Origin of the sequence: Arthrobacter sp. YD2 (genome assembly GCF_030410475.1) — a bacterium.
Lineage (GTDB): Bacteria > Actinomycetota > Actinomycetes > Actinomycetales > Micrococcaceae > Arthrobacter_B > Arthrobacter_B zhangbolii.
The window spans coordinates 1,002,811-1,019,397 of sequence record NZ_JAUHHB010000001.1 but is presented as its reverse complement, the minus strand read 5'-3'; the positions used below and the strand labels follow the sequence as shown (position 1 = coordinate 1,019,397).

The following is a 16,587-nucleotide window of genomic DNA, read 5'->3' as shown; positions in this document are numbered from 1 at the left end:
TTCAGGCTCCGCTCCGCTGCACCCGGGCTGCTTCGATCAGCGCCAGGATTTCGGCAGGGCGGACGACGCCGGTGACCCGGCCACCGGCGTCCACGGCCACGCCCAGCCCCGACGGCGAGGACAGGGCAGCGTCCAGTGCCCGGCGCAGGCTCTCGCCTTCCGGATACAACGATCCGCCCGGGATCAGCGACCCGGTGCCGGTGATCGAGCGGCGGGCCGTGGCGGGCACCCAGCCCAGCGGGGCGCCGTCGGCGTCCACACACAACGCCCAGCCGTCGGTGACGTTCACGGCGGGATCGGCCAGCTGATCGGCGCGGAGCAGCTGCACGGGGTGGACGGGCACGCTGCCGCCGTCCTGGAAGGACAAATGCCGGAAGCCGCGGTCGCGTCCCACGAATCCGGCGACAAAGTCATCCACCGGAGCGCGCAGGATCTCTTCGGGGGCCGCGTACTGGGCCAGGCGCCCGCCGGTGGCGAAAACGGCCACCTTGTCCCCCAGGATGGTGGCCTCGTCAATGTCGTGGGTGACAAACACTATGGTTTTGGACAGGTCCTGCTGCAGCCGCAGCAGTTCCTGCTGGAGTTCGTGCCGCACCACCGGGTCCACGGCGCTGAAGGGCTCATCCATTAGCAGCACCGGCGGGTCCGCGGCCAGCGCCCTGGCCACGCCCACCCGCTGCTGCTGGCCGCCGGAGAGCTGTGCGGGGTACCGGTTGCCCAGCGTGGAGGCCAGCCCGACGACGTCGAGCAGTTCCGCGGCCCGGAGCCTCGCCTCGCGCCGGGAGGTGCCGTTCAGCCGCGGCACGGTGGCCACGTTGTCCAGCACCGTCCGGTGCGGCAGCAGGCCGGAGGACTGCATCACGTAGCCCATGGACCGCCGGAGCTGCGCAGCGGGGCCCTGGGCGATGTCCCGGCCGTCCACCTCGATGGAGCCGGAGCTGGGCTCGACCATCCGGTTGATCATGCGCAGCGACGTCGTTTTGCCGCAGCCGGACGGGCCAACGAAAACGGTCACTGACCCGCGCTCAATGTCCAGGTTCAGGTCCTTCACCGCCGGGGCGGCGTCGCCGTAGGTTTTGGTGACGGACCGGAATCGGATCATGGGTGTCGCTGCCTCCTGCCCGGGGCGGACCGCGGTGGCGGGCCTGCCGGTGGCGGGGGCTTCGTGGTTGAATGCAGGGTCTGGCGGCGGGGTCATGCTGCGTGCCTTCCGTGAGGGATGCCGGTGCACTGGCAGGTCGCGACGTGCCGTGAAGGATCACGGTATTTCACGGCTGCCGCGCTAGTCCAGCAGGATGCGTCTCGGTAATGGATACGTGTGCTGCGTTCCGCGGGGTGAAACAGGTGCCGGCGGCTAACCTGCTCTGGTGCCGGGACCGCTGTGTGCGCCGGGGCTCCCGAACAGGCGAAGTCCGGCATCCACCAGCTCGGTCCGGTCCAGGGAGGCGACCTCCTCCAGCGGAAACCAGGCGGCCTGATCGGTGCTGCCGCCCGTTTCGTGGCGCAGTGCTCCACCGGTAATTTCCGCGGCGTAAATGATGCGCAGGCCGTGCAGCAGCCGGGGTTCCCCGCGCATCCGGCGCCCGGGCGGAATGAAATGGCTGTCCACCCCCAGCAGGGCGCCAAGACGGACCTCGAAGCCGGTTTCCTCCCGGACTTCGCGGACAGCCGCGGCGGGCGCGTCCTCGCCGAGTTCGAGCCCTCCGCCGGGAAGCGTCCAGCGTGAATTGCCGTACTGGTTCCAGTGGGCCAGGAGTAGTTCACCGTCGCGGATAATCACTGCGTATGCGCCCACCCGGACATCGAAGTCAGCTGCCATGTCCGGCCCGCTCCGTGCCGAGAAGATACGCCGTACCGAAGACGGGGTCCTGGTTCAGGTACCGGACATCTGCCAGTCCCGCTGCGTTCAGCCGGGTCCGCAGCAGGTCCTGGAACAGGGGCTGGTGCATGCCCAGCCCGCCGCCGACCACCACCGGTCCGGAGATTTTCAGGAGGCGGGCCACGTCGGTGGTCAGCCCGGCCAGATGCTCCGCTGCCGTGTGCACTATGTCAGTGGCTGCGGGGCTGCCGGCCCTGGCCGCCTCGAACACCAGTCCCGCCTTGCCTGCCCAGTACCGGCGGTCGGTGCCGCCGTGGAACAGCCCGATCAGTTCAGTGGGGTTACTCAGGTCCACAGCCTGCAGCAGGGCGGTGCTCAGGGCATCCGGTTCCCGGCCCAGATTGTTCAGGCGCAGGGAGTGCCGGACGGCTTCGCGTCCTATCCAGTATCCGCTGCCTTCATCTCCCAGCAGGTAGCCCCAGCCGCCGGAGCGGGCCTGGCGTCCGGCCGCATTGGTTCCCCAGGCCACCGACCCGGTGCCGGCAATGACGGCGATGCCCTCCGAGGCCGATCCGGCGGCGAGGATCAGCCGCGTGTCGTGGACGACGTCGACGGCGGCGTCGGGCACGTGCGCGGAGATCAGCGCGCGCAGGGCAGCGGCGTCCTGTTCCGTGTCCACTCCGCCCGAGCCGGCAATCACGCGGGTTACCCCGCGGGTGCCGAGCCGGGTGAAGACGTCCGCCAGCGAGGCCCGGGCCGCTTCCACGGACACGTTCTGGACGTTGGCGCTGCCGGCGACCGCTTCAGCGATGACGGCACCGTTCCGCAGACGGATGCCGTGGGTTTTGGTACCGCCGATGTCCAAACCGATGGCGTCGGATCCGGGACCTGCCTCGACGGTTCCCTCCGGTCCTGTTCCCTGTGGTCCTGTTCCCTCTGACCCTGGGCCCTCCGGTGCGGGGGTGGAAAATGCATGCATCCGTCCAGCCTACTTCCCGCAGCGGGCCGGCGTACCGGCACTCAGCCCTAGGCGGAGATGCTGCGGCGCCGGGCCCGGACCAGGCTGAGGACGGCCAGCGACAGGCAGGCTGCAGTGATGAGGCCGGAGAACCACGCCACGGACGGCCCCAGCCCCCAGAGGGCACCCGCGGCGCCCAGGCCCAGCACGGGCAGGGCGCTGCCCAGATAGGTGATGACGTAAACGGTGCTGATGATCCGGGCATGCTCGGAGGCTTCCACTGCCGCGGCCACCTCGTTGAAGACCACCCGGAAAGCCATGCCCTGGCCGAACCCGGCCAGCAGGCAGGCTGCGACCAGCAGGGCCAGGCTGCCCGTGGCGCCTGCCACCGGGATGAGGGCGATTCCGGTGCCCATCAGGGCCAGGCCGGCCGGCGCGGTGTAGCGGCCCCGGATGCCGGTCAGCTGGCTGACCGCAGAGGCACCAAGGGCGAGGGCCGCCAGCAGGCCGATGGCCGGCCGCCAGGTGGTGCCGGCAATGTCCGAAAAATACGAGGGCGCCAGCGACAGGCAGAAACCGAAAGCGGCAAAACTAAGGAACCCGGTGGCAGAAGCCACCCAGAACTGGGTGCGGGCACGGTGGGAGACAGCGGGCTTGCGCGGCCGCAGCATGGCCAGCGGCCTTCCCTCCGCCAGGGAGATGGCCGGGCGGGCCTTCAGCAGGCACAGCGGCACCAGCAGACCCGCCAGCACCGCGGAGTGGATCAGGAACGGCGTCAGAGTGGGTGCCGGGAGCAGCGAAAGCAGTCCGCCAATCACCGGACCGGCAGCCACACCACCGGCCGAGACCAGCAGGGTGAAGCGGGTGGCCCATTCGGGCCGGTGCGGCAGCAGCTCGCGCAGCGCGGCCGAGCTCGCTCCGGTGGCCAGTGCCACGGAAGCACCTTGCAGCGCACGGCCTATCATGAGCGCCCCGACGTCGGTGGCGGTGCCGAAGATCAGCCCGCCGGCCAGGGACACCACACCGGCGACCACGAGCGCGGCGCGGCGGCCGATGTAATCCGACCAGTGCCCCACCAGCAGCAGCCCAGCCACCAACACCAGCACGTATGAGGCGAATGCCAGCGTGACGCCGAAATAGGACAGTCCCAGCGAAGCTCCCAGCAGCGGATACAGCGGGGTGGCCAGGTTGGCGCCAATAAGCAGGGTGGACATCACGGCGAGCGTGAGGATGAGCCGGGGCCGTATGGCGGCGTCCCATTCCTTCCGCGTGGTCCGGGCGGCGGGCTGCATACGCAGCTCACTGAGCACTGTCAACTGGTACTTCCATCCTATTTGTAGCTAATGCTCCTACAGGATGGGGTGTCGCACTGCACGGAGAACACATTAGAGTGTTCTTTTGACTAATCCGCTCAATATGCTCGCTCCCCACTGACAGGAGATGCGCTAAATGGCCAATCTGGACGCACTGGACCGCCGCCTGCTGCTGGAACTGGTAAGGGATCCCCGGGCCCAGATCAGCGACCTGAGCGAGCGGCTGGGCGTGGCCCGCAACACCGCGCAGAGCCACGTACGGCACCTGCTCCGCGCCGGCGTTATCCGCACTGCCGGACGCGAAGTCGATCTGGCGCAGCTGGGCTACGATGTGCAGGCCTTCGTCACCATCGAGGTAACCCACCGGGAGCTCGACGGCGTGATCTCGGGGCTGCGCACCCTCCCCCAGGTGCTGGAGGTCCACGAAATCTCGGGCCGGGGGGACGTCTGGTGCCGGGTCACGGCCACGGACACCCAGCAACTGCAGCAGGCCCTGCGTTCGGTTCTGCGGCTCAAGGGCGTCATCCGTACCGAGACCGTCCTGGCCCTCCACGAACATATTCCTTATCGCACCGAGCCGCTGTTGGAAAAGCTGGTCCCGACCGTCGAGTGACGGCGGGATCAGGCTACTCCGAGGCGGCGCGGAGCAGGCGCTGAGTGGTTCCCAACCGTAGCCTGGCGCTGTGGACGCGTGCACCGCGGTGACCGCCGCGCGCCCCGGCAACGAGCGAGAGCACCACGCCGGCAGCCCTGGCATTCAGCGCCGCCGGGTCAACTGCGGTTTCGAACACCCGGCGGTACTCCTGCAGGGCATGGTCCAAGTGGGGCCGTGAGGGGTTGGCAGCAGCCAGCACCGCCAGGTGGCCGATCAGGCACGCCAGATCATCCACCCGGTGTCCGGGACCGAGGGCATCGACGTCGAGCAGGCCGCTGACCCTGGTGCCCGTCATCAGCAGGTTGCCCTCGTGGAAGTCGCCGTGCACGGGCACCACGGGTCCGGCCGGCGTGGATTCGAGTGCCTCCTGCACCCCGGCTGCCAGTGCACGGATACGGACCGCTTCATCAGGCAGCACCGCCGCGGCGGCCGCTGCGTAACCGTGGGCGCCTTCGGCCCAGGACCGTCGCCGGGGCAGCTCTGCAGCCTGCACGGGGAGGGTATCCAGCAGCTCGAGAAACTGCTCGGGTGCTACTCCGGCGGCTCCGTCCTCCACCAGCAGCCGGAAAAGGGAGGCGCCGGGCAGGGCACTGAGCATCAGCACACCCCGGGCCGTGGCTTCAGGTGCCGCGAGCAGCCGCGGGGCCGGAACTCCGGCGGTCTCGAGCAGAAGGTGCCGCCGGCGCAGGGCGGGCAGCTGTTCTTCGGGAAGCAGTTTCAGGTAGGCGCTGCCGCGGGGGTGCGCCACCTGCACCACCGCCCGGCGCAGTGGCCGGTAGGCCAGCAGGTGCAGACGCGCCGGGTCAGCGGAGTCAAAGGCGTCCCGGCCCACCGCTGCGGCATCCGTAGCCCAGGGCAGCCCCGGCAGGGCGGGATCGTGGGGATGGATCCACATCCGCAGCCGGTGTCCGGCGATGCGGGCGGAGGCCGTGTGCGGTCCGTCCGGCCCGGCCGCCGCGTCCGCGGTGGTAGCGCCGATATGCAGTACCAGCGCTGCAGAGGCAGGAACGTCCGGCCCGGTGCCGGAGGACGTCGGTGCGGCCGTCCGGCAATGAACCCGGTAGAGCGCCGAGACTGATCCCCCGGGCCTGTGGTGGGTGCGCAGGTGCTGCCAGCGTTCCAGCCGCAGGCCGCGGGGCTTCAACAGGTCCTGCAGTGGGCCACGCATGGCGGCACCGGCGAGGACGGACACCACATCAGCGGCGCGCCCGGGAGCGGTATGCTCGGTCACCATCCGGCAGCCGGAAAGTCCGCCGGCGTCTAGGCCCGGCGGCGCTGCAGAACGTCGTCGAGGTTGATCTTGCCGGTCTCCGGGCGCTCCTGCGCCGAGGGAACCGCAGGCACGGCGCCGGGGCGAAGCGGAGTCTTGGTCATCGGCCGCGGAGGCTCCGGCAGGACAATCGGCTCGGGCGCGGGGCGGGCAGCCTTCGGAGCATCAACATAAACGGGCTTCGGCACCTCTACCGGCTCCCACGGGGTGGTGCCGGTCTTGGGCGGCAGCACCGGTGCCTTTGGGGCTTCGGGCTCCTCAGCCTCCGCCGGCGGGGTGGTGAGGGCTGCCGGCGCGGCGTCCACCGCGGTGTCCGGCGCCGGTGCGGCCTGCAGATCGAACAGGACCGTCTCGCGAAGCGGCTGCGGCGGCGCTGCCGGGGCGGCTTCCTCCGGCTCCTCGAGCACCTGGTCCGCCGGGGAAACGAACCCGGTCCGGTGCCGGAGGTCCGGCCCCATGGCGTCCCGGAAGGCGTTCTGCACCCGGCGCCGCCGGTCCCGGAGCGCGAGGCTGCGCAATCCGATCACTGAAGCGGCCGCCGTCGCCAGGCCTGCTGCGGGAACCAACCAGGAAACCGCGGTGGCCGCGGCGAGGACCCCTCCAACCAGCACGGTAATAAGGGCCAGCAGACCGGTAAGCGCCAAGGCAACCCGGCCCTTGCGGATGCGGAAGGCAGCGGGCGGAGTCTGGCCGCCGGGCCTGCCTGCATAAGACTGTGTAGACCCGCCCCCGCTGGGTGTAGTGCTCGTGTTGTACATAGTGTTCCTCTGGGACCCCTTGTCCGGGGAAGCGGGCGGATGATTGGCGGTAGAGGACGTGGGAGCGGCGGACTGCACGGCTGCGCGCCGGAAGATATAGGGACCAACCCACAGCAGCCACAGCGCAACGGCGAGTGCCAGCACAAGCGAGCTGTTGAGAGAGCTGTTCAGAGGGAAGTCCACACCTACGACGGTAGAAGCTTCCGGCCTGCCGCCCGCGTATTGGAGCCGGTGTGTCGGCGTGTCGGATGTGAAAAAAGTTGCCTAACGGGCCCGCCGCGACATCCAGCGGTTCAACAGCCCTTCCGGGACCTCTTCCGCAGTCAGGGCGAAACTGCGGTGATCCGCCCATTCCCCGTTGATGTGCAGGTATTTCAGGCGCATCCCTTCATCCCGGAAACCCAGCTTTTCCACTACCCGCAGGCTCGGACGGTTCTCCGGACGGATGTTGATTTCCATCCGGTGCAGCCCCAGCTCCGAAAAGCAGTAATCGGTGGCGAGGGCTACAGCCGTGGGCACTATTCCGCGCCCGGCACGGGCCTGGTCCACCCAGTAACCAAGGGTCGCCATCCGCGCGGAACCCCAGACAATGGTGGATACGGTCAGTTGCCCCACGATCGGCGGGACCCGGCCCGGATCCTGCCGCTCGGTAATCACGAACGGCAGGGCCGAGTCCTGGCGTGCCTGGCGGTTCAGGCTGCGGACCATATCCGCGTACGTCGGCGGCGCCCCGCCGCGCAGCGGATTGGTGGCTTCCCAGGGCCCTACCCAGCCGGCATTGCGGGAACGGACCTCGGTCCATTCCCGCCTGTCCCGGAGCCGGATCGGCCGCAGAATGACGTCGTCACTCTCCAGCGTCACCGGCCACACGGCCGAGCCCCACACGGCAGTTAGCCTTCGAGGCTACCGGTGAAGTCCTTCAGCCACTCGCGCAGGCCCGGGCCCAGGTCTTCGCGCTCGGAGGCGAGGGTCACCACGGCTTTGAGGTAGCTCATCTTGTCTCCGGTGTCATACCGGCGGCCGCGGAACACCACACCGTAGACGCCGGATCCTTCACCGTCGGCTGCAGCCAGGGTCTGCAGGGCATCCGTCAGCTGGATTTCCCCGCCGCGGCCGGGTCCGGTTTCCTCAAGCACATCAAAGACAGCCGGGTGCAGCACGTACCGGCCGATCACGGCCAGGTTGGACGGCGCTTCATCAACGTCGGGCTTTTCGACGAGCTTGTTCACCCGCACGTAGTCTTCGCCCTCAACAACGGAGATGTCGGCGCAGCCGTACGCGCTGATCTGTTCCGGATCCACCTCGATCAGGGCAATGACGGAGCCGCCGGTCTTGGCCTGGACTTCCACCATCTTCTCAAGCAGGGGGTCCCGGGCGTCGATCAGGTCATCACCGAGCAGTACGGCGAACGGCTCATCACCCACGTGCAGCTTGGCACGCAGCACTGCGTGTCCCAGCCCCTTGGGATCTCCCTGCCGGAGGTAGTGGATCTCACCGAGTTCGGACGCAGCGCGCACCATGGCGAGCTTTTCCAGGTCGCCCTTGTCTTCCAGCGTTTTTTCAATAAACGGAACGCGGTCAAAATGGTCTTCCAGGGAACGCTTGTTGCGTCCGGTGATCATAAGAATGTCCGGCATGCCGGCATTTACGGCTTCCTCGACCACGTACTGGATTGCTGGCTTATCCACAACCGGAAGCATTTCCTTCGGCATCGCCTTCGTGGCTGGCAGGAAGCGTGTACCCAGGCCTGCGGCGGGGATTACGGCTTTGGTTACGGTGGGGCGTGCTGTCGTCATAGTGGTAAGAGTACCTAAGTGCACTTCATTTGCACCAAATGCGCGGGGGTGTTGGGACAATGGTCCGTATGCACCAAATGAGCAAAGTCCAGGCCCGCACGAATTTCCTGCAGGCCCGCCGCGACCTGACCGACGCCGATCGCCGGCACGCAGCTGAGGCGCTGGCTAAAGAGGGCATGGCTGCCGTGGCGGGCATGCTGCCCGCGGGTGCAACGGTGGCCGGGTACCTCTCGGTGGGCGGTGAACCCGGCACGGCCGGCCTGCTGACCGCCCTCACGGACGCGGGCTACCGGGTGGTGGTCCCGATATGCGAACCCGACCGCCGCCTGTCCTGGAGCTACTGGACCCCCGGCGTCGAGATGGCGCCGGGGCTTTTTGGCTCCCTGTTGGAACCGGCAGGAGCACGCTATACGGCAACCGACCTGCCCGGCCTTGGCCTGATCCTTGTGCCCGCCCTCGCGGCCGATGACGCCGGCGGCCGGATGGGTAAGGGCGGCGGGTACTATGACCGGTTCCTCGCCCGGTTGCGGGCAGGCGGCAACGCCACCCCGGCGGTGGCGGTGGTGTATGACCACGAATTTGTGCCCGCCGGACGTTTCGAAACCACTCCCCTGGATGCACCGGTGGATGGCGTCCTGACCCCCTCCGGCTGGCATGAACTGCCCGCTAAGCGCATGTATACTTAGCACTCAAGGCCATAGAGTGCCAAGGAGGAGTTACAGAGTGCCCACGTACGCGTATGCCTGCAAGGACTGCACCCATTCATTCGACATCCAGCAGTCGTTCAGCGAGGATTCCCTGACCGTCTGCCCCGAATGCGGCGGCCGCCTTCGCAAGAAATTCAACAGCGTCGGAGTTGTTTTCAAGGGTTCCGGCTTCTACCGCACTGACTCCCGGGATGCCGCCTCCACCGTACCGGCGGCAGCCTCCAAGAATGACTCCGCCAAGGCCGATGCAGCGAAGCCTGCCGCCAAGGCCGAGAGCGGCAGCGGTTCAACCCCGGCCACGGCAGGATCCGCCGGCACCTCCGCCTGAGGTCTCCATGCCGCAGCGGGGATGCGGCACCCGGGGCGTCCGGGTCCCCGCCGCGCAACCTGCCCGGACCCGTCCTCCACATAGCGGTTTTTCGGACACGGCATGGGCGGTCCGATCCCCCGGGACCCGGACCCTCGGAAACCGGCGCAGCGGACCGTCCTAATCTGGCGGCATGCGCCCCCGCTTCCCCGCACTTTCCCGCACCCTTTCCGCTCCGGGCCACATCCCGGCCGCACGGCTGCGGCGGTTCCTCACCCGCCACCGCCGTATTCTTGCTGCCCTGGCCTGCTGCGCAGCCATCGGATGCGCGGTCCAGGCACTGGTACCCCCGGAGACCGAGCATGTGGTTGTGGTGAGTGCTTCGCGGGACCTGCCCGTCGGTGCCGTGCTGGACAACACTTCCCTGCAAACCGTCCGGACTCCCGCCGGCTCCGTGCCTCCGGGGGCCTACGACCGTGCCGAGGATCTCCTGGGCCGGCGCCTGGCCACACCCTTGCTGCAGGGCAGCCCGGTGACAGATGTTTCGCTGGCCGGTTCGGGACTGCTGGCCGGAACTCCGCCGGGGACCGTTGCCATTCCGCTGCGCCCCGCGGACCCCTCGGTATTGGACCTGCTTGGACCGGGGCAACTCGTTAATGTGGTTACCGGAGCAGATCCGGCAGGGGTGCCGGAAGACGCCGGGCGGAGCTCAGGTGCAGAGGTCCTTGCCACGTCCGTGCCCGTGCTCTGGGTTTCCGGGACGGATACCGGCGGCGGCTGGCCGGCCACGGGCGGTGACGGGCTGGTGGTGGTTGCGGCCGGCCGCGACAATGCCGCCCGGCTCACCGCGGCCTCCGGAGCCGGGAGCATCTACCTGGTGCTCACCGACGAATGACCACCGGCACCGCTCCGGTTCGGCTAGCCCCAGTGCGGCGGGCGCTGCTCCAGGAGCCAGGAATCCCTGTCTTCCGGACTGTCGCCCCACACACGGGGATCATCCTCTTTGGCCTTCCCCGGCAGCAGCCCGGCCGGGCCGGGTGACCCGGCGCGGCGGTTTCCGCGTTTGCGTACCGGCGGTGCAACCCTGGGCTTCCCGCCCTGCTGCGCCGCATCGGCCTGTGGAGCACTGCCTTTCACGGCTTCGGCAGCGTCCACGGCTTCGGCAGCGTCCATGGCTTCGGCGGCCTCCGCAGAATCGGCGTCGTCCGTGGGCGCGCCACCCTCCGGACGTTTGCCGGGCGCCGCGGGCTCATTTGACTCCGCCGGCCCGGTCTCTCCAGCCGGCGCATCCACCCGGTACTCCGGCGACGTATACGCCCGGCGCTCCGGCTCCTTGTTGTCTGTCCCGGTCATGCTCACTCTCCTTCGCTGCGCTCGGGGAGGGACCCGGACCTCCGTTCGCGCATGCGGCTGCTTCCGTGCGGGGTTACCGTGACCTGCCGGCCGTGCCGGGCGGTTGAATCATTCGGCGCTGCAGCCGTCTCCGGCGTTCCGTCAGCCTTAGCACCGGCTCCTGCCCGGGGGCCGGTTTCCACAGCCGCGGAATCGGGCAGGTTGAGGTACCGGCTCACCAGATCCGCGCAGGCGGACGGGTCGCTGAACACCTCAATGGTCCACAACGGCATGTACCTCCAGCCGCGGCGTTCGAGCAGCTGCGGGCGCAGCCGGCTGCGTTCACGCACCGACATGGCACGGTACCGTTCGGTTCCGTCTGATTCGATGGCCAGCGGAATCGATCCGGCGGGATCACCGTTCCCGGGGGCAGCGGCAACTATGTCAATGGCGCCATCGTAGTGGTCCCAGACCTTGGCGCCGCGCTCACGCAGCCTGCCCACCAGATCGGCCACCAGCGGGTCTTCGTCCATGATGCCGCCGGCGGTGGGGGTTTCCACCACTGCCTTGGAGGCCTCCGCAGCGGCTGCCGCAGGATCAAGTTCGCGCCGGATGAGCTCGTAGAAATCCAGCGCTCCGTAGCCCAGGCGGGTTCTGTCCAGGTCAGCGGGCTGGAAGCAGGTCAGCACGTGCTGTTTGTAGCGGGCGCGCGTCATGGCAGTCACGAATTTCTTGCGTCCGTCCGGCGCCGAAAGCGGGCCGAAGTTGTGCAGTGCCCGGCCATGCGGGGTGCGTCCGAAACCGAGGGAGAAGATGACGCAGTCGCGCACCATACCCACGGCACGGTCCACCGGGACCACCCGGAAGGACTCGGCCTTGGCAGTAAAGAAGTCCGCTGCCCAGGGGAAATTCGCCATCTGTACGCGGATGGCCTCGGCCACCCGCACTGCATGGCGGGGACTGGCCGTGATGACGCCCAGGGACTGGTGCGGACGGCGCCGGATGTGTTCAAAGACCAGGTCCACGACACGGTTCACCTCGGCGGCAACGCTTTCCACGCCTTCATGGTCGGCGCTGGGCATCCCCGTGCCGTCCGCGAGGTATTCCACCGAGAGGGACCGGTGGCCGTTGGCCACCTCATCAGCGCCAGGCACCATGGACAGGCGTCCGCCGTAGAAGGAGTCGCTCAGCTGTTTCAGCAGGGCCTTGTCGGTTCCGCGGTACACGGTGGAGAGGCTGCGCGTCGGCAGGACACGTTCCAAGGCCTCAAAGGCACTGGGCAGTTCAGTGTTCTGCCCCTGCGCACCGGCCGGTTCCACCCCGATGGTGAACGGTCGCGGGCCCCCCAAACGGGAATCACCGAAGGCGACAACCTGCCCGGCACGGGCCAGTGCCGGAACCGCCGACTGCAGGCTGGTCGATTCGGCATCCAGCAGCACCACAGTGTCAAAGCGCCGGCCTTCGGGCAGGACCATGGGCAGCACCAGCGGGCTCGCGGCCCATACCGGCAGCAGTGCGGAAACCAGTTCCTCGGACTGTTGGCACAGGCTGGCCAGGGAAAGCTCGCCGTCCTTGATCAGCTCGCGCAGATCCTGGGCGGCGGCCTTGGATTTCTCGACGCCGGAGCTCCAGCGCGAGGCCAGGCTCCAGCGCAGACGGGAGCTGCCGGAAGCAATGTGGGCGTTGTCGGCAAGCCGGTATTCGGCTTCGAGCCGGCGCAGGCTGTTGCCGTCGGACATGGCCAGGTAGTCATCGCCGCTGATCATGGCTTCCAGTGCAGACTGCCACCAGGCCAGTTCCAGCTCGTAGCCCACGTGGCGCGGCTGTACCTCGCGCTCGCTCAGGTCATCAAGCAGCTCACCCAGGCCCTGGGCACGCATCTCGTCCAGGAGCAGGGTCCGCTCAGGCAGCGTTTCAAGCGTTTCGCGGTCCCCTGCCAGCTGGCTCAGCTGCTTTTCCAGTTCATCCAGCGGCAGTGACGCGAGATCCGGGTGCAGCGGCGTTTCAGCCAGGATGTCCGTCAGGGTGTCCAGCTGCCGCTTCACCAGCAGGTAGGAGCGGTTGATCTCGGCCAGTCCCGTGGGAACCGAAGGGTGGCGCTGTGTGGTGGCATAGCGCGTCCAGGTGGCCCGCTGCTGCTGCACCTCGAGGAGGGACGCATGCAGATCGGAGATGTGCACCCCGGGGCGGATGTATTCCTTGGCCACGCGGCGCAGCCGGGAGCGGGTCATGGAGCTCATGTCGATGCCGCGTTCACGCCGCCAGGAGGAGGACGCGGTGGCCGAAATCAGGTCGGTCACGGGGCGGTCGAAAATGTCCGGCGTGAACTTATCCAGGCTTTCCCGGACAGCCACCAGCAGTTCCAGCTGCTCGCCCCACTGGGCGAATGTTTCGCCCAGGCGGATCTGCGAGTGTTCCGCCACGTCCTGCACCTTGGCACGCAGGGCGGGCAGGTCGGTGGCAAGGGTCTGGGTAAGCGCATAGGCTTCCTCGGTTTCCTTGCGGTTCAGCAGCTTGGCACCGTACCAGGGACTGGTGGTAGCGGCACGGCTGAAACTGCCCAGCTCGGCGGCCCGGCGCAGCCGTCCGGTGAGCTCGGTGCGGTCGGTAATGCTGTCCAGGACGCTGCGCTTGAGCCGCACGGTCGTGGCCGGGGCAGGATTCATGGACGTCAGTTCCGCCAGGGACTGCATGGCCTGGTACGGCGAGCATCCCCACCGCCGGCGGACGTTGTGCAGGCTCTTAACATGGTCCCGCAGCTGGTGGCGGTTCTCCTGCAGGACTTTGTGCAGGCCGGCCAGTTCGGGTGCCTTCGCCTTTTCGTTCCGGACAATGGCCCGGACCAGCTGGTCCTTGAGCTGCTGGCGGGTGAGCCCGGCGTTGACCTGCAGCACAAGCGAGCCAAGCTGCAGGGCGTCAAGTTCAGAGACGAACTGGTTCAGGGTGCCGCGGCGTTCAGCTACCACCAGCACGGATTTGCCGGCATTGGCCAGCGACGCGACGGCGTTCAGCGCCGTCTGGGTCTGTCCGGTGCCCGCGGGGGCGGAAACCACCAGGGACTGCCCGGCGTTGATGAGATCCAGCACTTCCTGCTGCTGCCGGTCCGCATCCAGGATCAGCAGTTCATCCGCCGGGTCCCGGTCATCCAGCGGCGGCAGGTCCAGGGACCGGGCGGCCGGAGGTTCGGCCGAACCGTCACGGGCGGCATCGATCAGGGCGCGGAGGATCGGATGGGCCGGATCCAGCGCGGGATCCTCTGAAAGGTCGGCAAGGTCGGCGAAGGTGGATACCAGCAGGCGGTGTTCGATGTTGATGCCGCGCACGCTGCCGGTGACGGCGCGGAGCTTCTCCAGCACCGGGTGCGGGTCGAAGCGGGCGGTACCGTAGGCCAGCCGGGTCAGGGCATCGACGTCGATCTCCAGACCCTGCTCCTGCTGCAGATGGCGGACCAGGGCCGGGTTGAGCGCAGCCTTTTCGGTCAGCTGAAGCTCATAGTCGTCCTGGGATGCGTGGACGGTGAGGGCCACCGGGGTGAGCAGGACGGGGGCAGTCAGCGACTCGGGGCGCAGTGCCTCATCCGAGGCGTAGCGCCAGGACGCGGTCCCGGCAGCAATGTAGCCGACGTCGATGCCGCGGTCGGTGCCGAGTTCGTAGATTTTGGCGCGGAGCAGGCGCCCGGCCTTCATCGCGGCGCCGTACTGGTCCGGATCACGCAGCAGGGTGGAGAGCCTCGTCCGGCGACCGGCGAGCAGCTGGGCCAGGCCGGAGGGATGCGCGTGCGTGAGGTCAATGCTGTTGGCAGCGGACGGGGTGAAATGCAGCAGGGTGTCCGTTCCGGCGTGCTGTCCCAATTGTCCCAGCCACGGCAGCAGGAAGTCCGAGGGATTCTCCCCGGTATTCTGCTCAGACACTAGTGCCCTCTTTTCTGCACTTCCGCGCGTTTTTGACCAAATTGGCATACGTTCAAAACTATCGCGTCGGACCCGGTTTCCCGAACATAGCAACGCGGGGAACGGCAAAGGGGACGGCCGAAACGGCCGTCCCCTTTATCCTTACGCTATTCCCACTCGATTGTTCCCGGCGGCTTGCTGGTTACGTCCAGCACCACGCGGTTGATTCCATCCACCTCGTTGGTGATCCGGTTGGAAATCCGGGCCAGCAGATCGTACGGCAGGCGTGACCAGTCGGCCGTCATGGCGTCCTCGCTGGACACCGGGCGGAGCACAATGGGGTGTCCGTAGGTCCGGCCATCACCCTGGACGCCCACGCTGCGGACATCGGCCAGCAGGACGACCGGCATCTGCCAGACTTCGTCGTCCAGGCCTGCTGCGGTCAGCTCGGCCCGGGCAATCGCGTCGGCGCGGCGCAGCAGGTCCAGGCGTTCCTGGTTGACCTCGCCGACAATGCGGATTCCGAGTCCGGGGCCGGGGAAGGGCTGGCGTCCGACAATTTCGGCCGGCAGGCCCAGCTCGGCACCGACTGCGCGGACCTCGTCCTTGAAGAGCGCCCGGAGCGGCTCCACGAGTTCGAACTTCATGTCCTCGGGCAGGCCGCCCACGTTGTGGTGGCTCTTGATGTTGGCTGCGCCTTCACCACCGCCGGATTCCACAACGTCCGGGTACAGGGTGCCCTGGACCAGGAAGCGGATGGGCTCACCCTCTGCTTCAGCCTTGGCCATGATGGCCCGCTCTGCTTCCTCAAAGGCACGGATGAATTCACGGCCGATGATTTTGCGCTTGGTTTCCGGGTCCGAGACGCCGGCCAGGGCGCTGAGGAAACGCTCCTGCTCGTTGGCAACGTACAGGTTGACGCCGGTCGCCGCCACGAAGTCGCGTTCAACCTGTTCCGCTTCGCCCTCGCGCAGCAGTCCGTGGTCAACGAAGACACAGGTCAGCTGGTCGCCCACCGCGCGCTGCACCAGTGCTGCAGCAACAGCGGAGTCCACCCCGCCGGAGAGCCCGCAGATGACCCGGGAGGAACCCACCTGGGCACGGATGCGGGCAACCTGCTCTTCAACAATGTTGCCGGTGGTCCAGCTGCGTTCAATCCGGGCGCCCTTGAACAGGAAGTTCTCCAGGACGGCCTGGCCATGCGCTGAGTGCTTAACCTCGGGATGCCACTGGACGCCGTAGAGGCCCTTTTCCTCGTTGGCGAAGGCGGCAACGGGCGCTCCTGCGGTGCTGGCCAGCACATCGAAGCCTTCAGGGGCTTCCTGCACACTGTCGCCATGGCTCATCCAGGTGTTCTGTTCCTCCGGAGTACCCTCCAGGATGGAACGGGCGCCGCCGACGACGCGTGCGTCGGTGGATCCGTACTCCCGCAGGCCGGTCTTGGCTACCTTGCCGCCGAGGGCGGCGGCCATGGCCTGGAAGCCGTAGCAGATGCCGAGTACCGGCACGCCGGCCTCAAACAGATCCGTGTGGACCTTGGGGGCACCTTCGGCGTACACGCTGGAAGGTCCGCCGGAAAGGATAATGGCAGCCGGGTTCTTCGCCAGCAGCTGCTCAGTGCTGTAGGTGTGGGGAACCACCTCGGAGTAAACGTCTGCTTCGCGCACCCGGCGGGCAATTAGCTGGGCGTACTGCGCTCCGTAGTCCACAACGAGGACGGGCCGCTCTTCAATGGGGTCAGTCGCGGGATTAGTCACGTTCCAAGGATAGTCGTCCCGCCAC

The 16,587-nt window shown here is 67.9% G+C and carries 15 protein-coding genes; 4 read left to right on the top strand and 11 right to left on the bottom strand.

Going from position 1 to position 16,587, the window contains the following annotated elements:
• Nucleotide 1: 1 nt before the first annotated feature.
• From QWJ37_RS05005 to QWJ37_RS04990, 4 genes are all read right to left on the bottom strand, one after another.
• Nucleotides 2-1,102, bottom strand: coding sequence for an ATP-binding cassette domain-containing protein (locus QWJ37_RS05005; protein WP_227928849.1), 1,101 nt, complete (start codon nucleotides 1,100-1,102; stop codon nucleotides 2-4).
• Between the two features lie 252 nt (nucleotides 1,103-1,354).
• Nucleotides 1,355-1,819: an NUDIX hydrolase gene (locus tag QWJ37_RS05000; RefSeq protein WP_290244433.1), complete on the bottom strand. Its 465-nt coding sequence runs from the start codon at nucleotides 1,817-1,819 to the stop codon at nucleotides 1,355-1,357.
• On the bottom strand, nucleotides 1,809-2,798 hold the full coding sequence (locus tag QWJ37_RS04995) for a BadF/BadG/BcrA/BcrD ATPase family protein (RefSeq protein WP_290244431.1): 990 nt from the start codon (nucleotides 2,796-2,798) through the stop codon (nucleotides 1,809-1,811). Before QWJ37_RS04995 ends, QWJ37_RS05000 begins: the two co-directional genes overlap by 11 nt.
• Before the next feature lie 47 nt (nucleotides 2,799-2,845).
• Entirely contained in the window at nucleotides 2,846-4,093 is a 1,248-nt protein-coding gene (locus QWJ37_RS04990) for an MFS transporter (RefSeq protein WP_290244429.1), read from the bottom strand.
• Between the two features lie 133 nt (nucleotides 4,094-4,226).
• Between QWJ37_RS04990 and QWJ37_RS04985 the strand changes: the two genes are divergently transcribed.
• The gene (locus QWJ37_RS04985) at nucleotides 4,227-4,703 is read left to right on the top strand and encodes an Lrp/AsnC family transcriptional regulator (protein ID WP_227903728.1); all 477 of its coding nucleotides are present in this window, start codon (nucleotides 4,227-4,229) and stop codon (nucleotides 4,701-4,703) included.
• Nucleotides 4,704-4,716: 13 nt separating this feature from the next.
• Here the strand turns inward: QWJ37_RS04985 and QWJ37_RS04980 are convergent, their stop codons facing one another.
• The 4 genes from QWJ37_RS04980 to galU form a co-directional block, all read right to left on the bottom strand.
• Complete coding sequence (locus QWJ37_RS04980; protein ID WP_290244426.1) at nucleotides 4,717-5,979, bottom strand: aminoglycoside phosphotransferase family protein; 1,263 nt, start codon at nucleotides 5,977-5,979, stop codon at nucleotides 4,717-4,719.
• Nucleotides 5,980-6,005: 26 nt separating this feature from the next.
• Complete coding sequence (locus QWJ37_RS04975; protein ID WP_290244425.1) at nucleotides 6,006-6,773, bottom strand: hypothetical protein; 768 nt, start codon at nucleotides 6,771-6,773, stop codon at nucleotides 6,006-6,008.
• A 264-nt stretch (nucleotides 6,774-7,037) separates the two neighbouring features.
• Nucleotides 7,038-7,658, bottom strand: coding sequence for a GNAT family protein (locus QWJ37_RS04970; RefSeq protein ID WP_227903732.1), 621 nt, complete (start codon nucleotides 7,656-7,658; stop codon nucleotides 7,038-7,040).
• 5 nt (nucleotides 7,659-7,663) lie between these two features.
• On the bottom strand, nucleotides 7,664-8,569 hold the full coding sequence (galU, locus tag QWJ37_RS04965) for a UTP--glucose-1-phosphate uridylyltransferase GalU (RefSeq protein WP_227903737.1): 906 nt from the start codon (nucleotides 8,567-8,569) through the stop codon (nucleotides 7,664-7,666).
• A 77-nt stretch (nucleotides 8,570-8,646) separates the two neighbouring features.
• On the opposite strand from galU, the gene QWJ37_RS04960 reads away from it, so the two are divergent.
• The 3 genes from QWJ37_RS04960 to cpaB all read left to right on the top strand — a co-directional run bounded on the left by QWJ37_RS04960 (nucleotide 8,647) and on the right by cpaB (nucleotide 10,478).
• Nucleotides 8,647-9,255 (top strand): 5-formyltetrahydrofolate cyclo-ligase, encoded by a 609-nt coding sequence (locus QWJ37_RS04960; protein ID WP_290244421.1) that lies wholly within the window; start codon nucleotides 8,647-8,649, stop codon nucleotides 9,253-9,255.
• Nucleotides 9,256-9,292: 37 nt separating this feature from the next.
• A complete protein-coding gene (locus QWJ37_RS04955; protein ID WP_290244419.1) occupies nucleotides 9,293-9,604 on the top strand; it encodes an FmdB family zinc ribbon protein in 312 nt (103 codons plus the stop codon).
• Between the two features lie 172 nt (nucleotides 9,605-9,776).
• On the top strand, nucleotides 9,777-10,478 hold the full coding sequence (cpaB, locus tag QWJ37_RS04950) for a Flp pilus assembly protein CpaB (RefSeq protein WP_290244416.1): 702 nt from the start codon (nucleotides 9,777-9,779) through the stop codon (nucleotides 10,476-10,478).
• A 23-nt stretch (nucleotides 10,479-10,501) separates the two neighbouring features.
• Here the strand turns inward: cpaB and QWJ37_RS04945 are convergent, their stop codons facing one another.
• From QWJ37_RS04945 to guaA, 3 genes are all read right to left on the bottom strand, one after another.
• Nucleotides 10,502-10,936, bottom strand: a complete 435-nt coding sequence (locus QWJ37_RS04945) for a hypothetical protein (protein ID WP_290244414.1) — start codon at nucleotides 10,934-10,936, stop codon at nucleotides 10,502-10,504.
• 2 nt (nucleotides 10,937-10,938) lie between these two features.
• The gene (locus QWJ37_RS04940) at nucleotides 10,939-14,874 is read right to left on the bottom strand and encodes a DUF4011 domain-containing protein (protein WP_290244413.1); all 3,936 of its coding nucleotides are present in this window, start codon (nucleotides 14,872-14,874) and stop codon (nucleotides 10,939-10,941) included.
• 98 nt (nucleotides 14,875-14,972) lie between these two features.
• Nucleotides 14,973-16,562, bottom strand: coding sequence for a glutamine-hydrolyzing GMP synthase (gene guaA, locus QWJ37_RS04935; RefSeq protein ID WP_227903748.1), 1,590 nt, complete (start codon nucleotides 16,560-16,562; stop codon nucleotides 14,973-14,975).
• Nucleotides 16,563-16,587: the final 25 nt, after the last annotated feature.

What these genes read in the sequence shown, in the direction of transcription:
- QWJ37_RS05005 (WP_227928849.1), bottom strand. Translation starts at nt 1,102, where the DNA reads ATGATCCGATTCCGGTCCGTCACCAAAACCTACGGCGACGCCGCCCCG.
- QWJ37_RS05000 (WP_290244433.1), bottom strand. Translation starts at nt 1,819, where the DNA reads ATGGCAGCTGACTTCGATGTCCGGGTGGGCGCATACGCAGTGATTATC.
- QWJ37_RS04995 (WP_290244431.1), bottom strand. Translation starts at nt 2,798, where the DNA reads ATGCATGCATTTTCCACCCCCGCACCGGAGGGCCCAGGGTCAGAGGGA.
- QWJ37_RS04985 (WP_227903728.1), top strand. Translation starts at nt 4,227, where the DNA reads ATGGCCAATCTGGACGCACTGGACCGCCGCCTGCTGCTGGAACTGGTA.
- QWJ37_RS04980 (WP_290244426.1), bottom strand. Translation starts at nt 5,979, where the DNA reads ATGGTGACCGAGCATACCGCTCCCGGGCGCGCCGCTGATGTGGTGTCC.
- QWJ37_RS04975 (WP_290244425.1), bottom strand. Translation starts at nt 6,773, where the DNA reads ATGTACAACACGAGCACTACACCCAGCGGGGGCGGGTCTACACAGTCT.
- galU (WP_227903737.1), bottom strand. Translation starts at nt 8,569, where the DNA reads ATGACGACAGCACGCCCCACCGTAACCAAAGCCGTAATCCCCGCCGCA.
- QWJ37_RS04960 (WP_290244421.1), top strand. Translation starts at nt 8,647, where the DNA reads ATGAGCAAAGTCCAGGCCCGCACGAATTTCCTGCAGGCCCGCCGCGAC.
- cpaB (WP_290244416.1), top strand. Translation starts at nt 9,777, where the DNA reads ATGCGCCCCCGCTTCCCCGCACTTTCCCGCACCCTTTCCGCTCCGGGC.
- QWJ37_RS04945 (WP_290244414.1), bottom strand. Translation starts at nt 10,936, where the DNA reads ATGACCGGGACAGACAACAAGGAGCCGGAGCGCCGGGCGTATACGTCG.
- QWJ37_RS04940 (WP_290244413.1), bottom strand. Translation starts at nt 14,874, where the DNA reads ATGCCAATTTGGTCAAAAACGCGCGGAAGTGCAGAAAAGAGGGCACTA.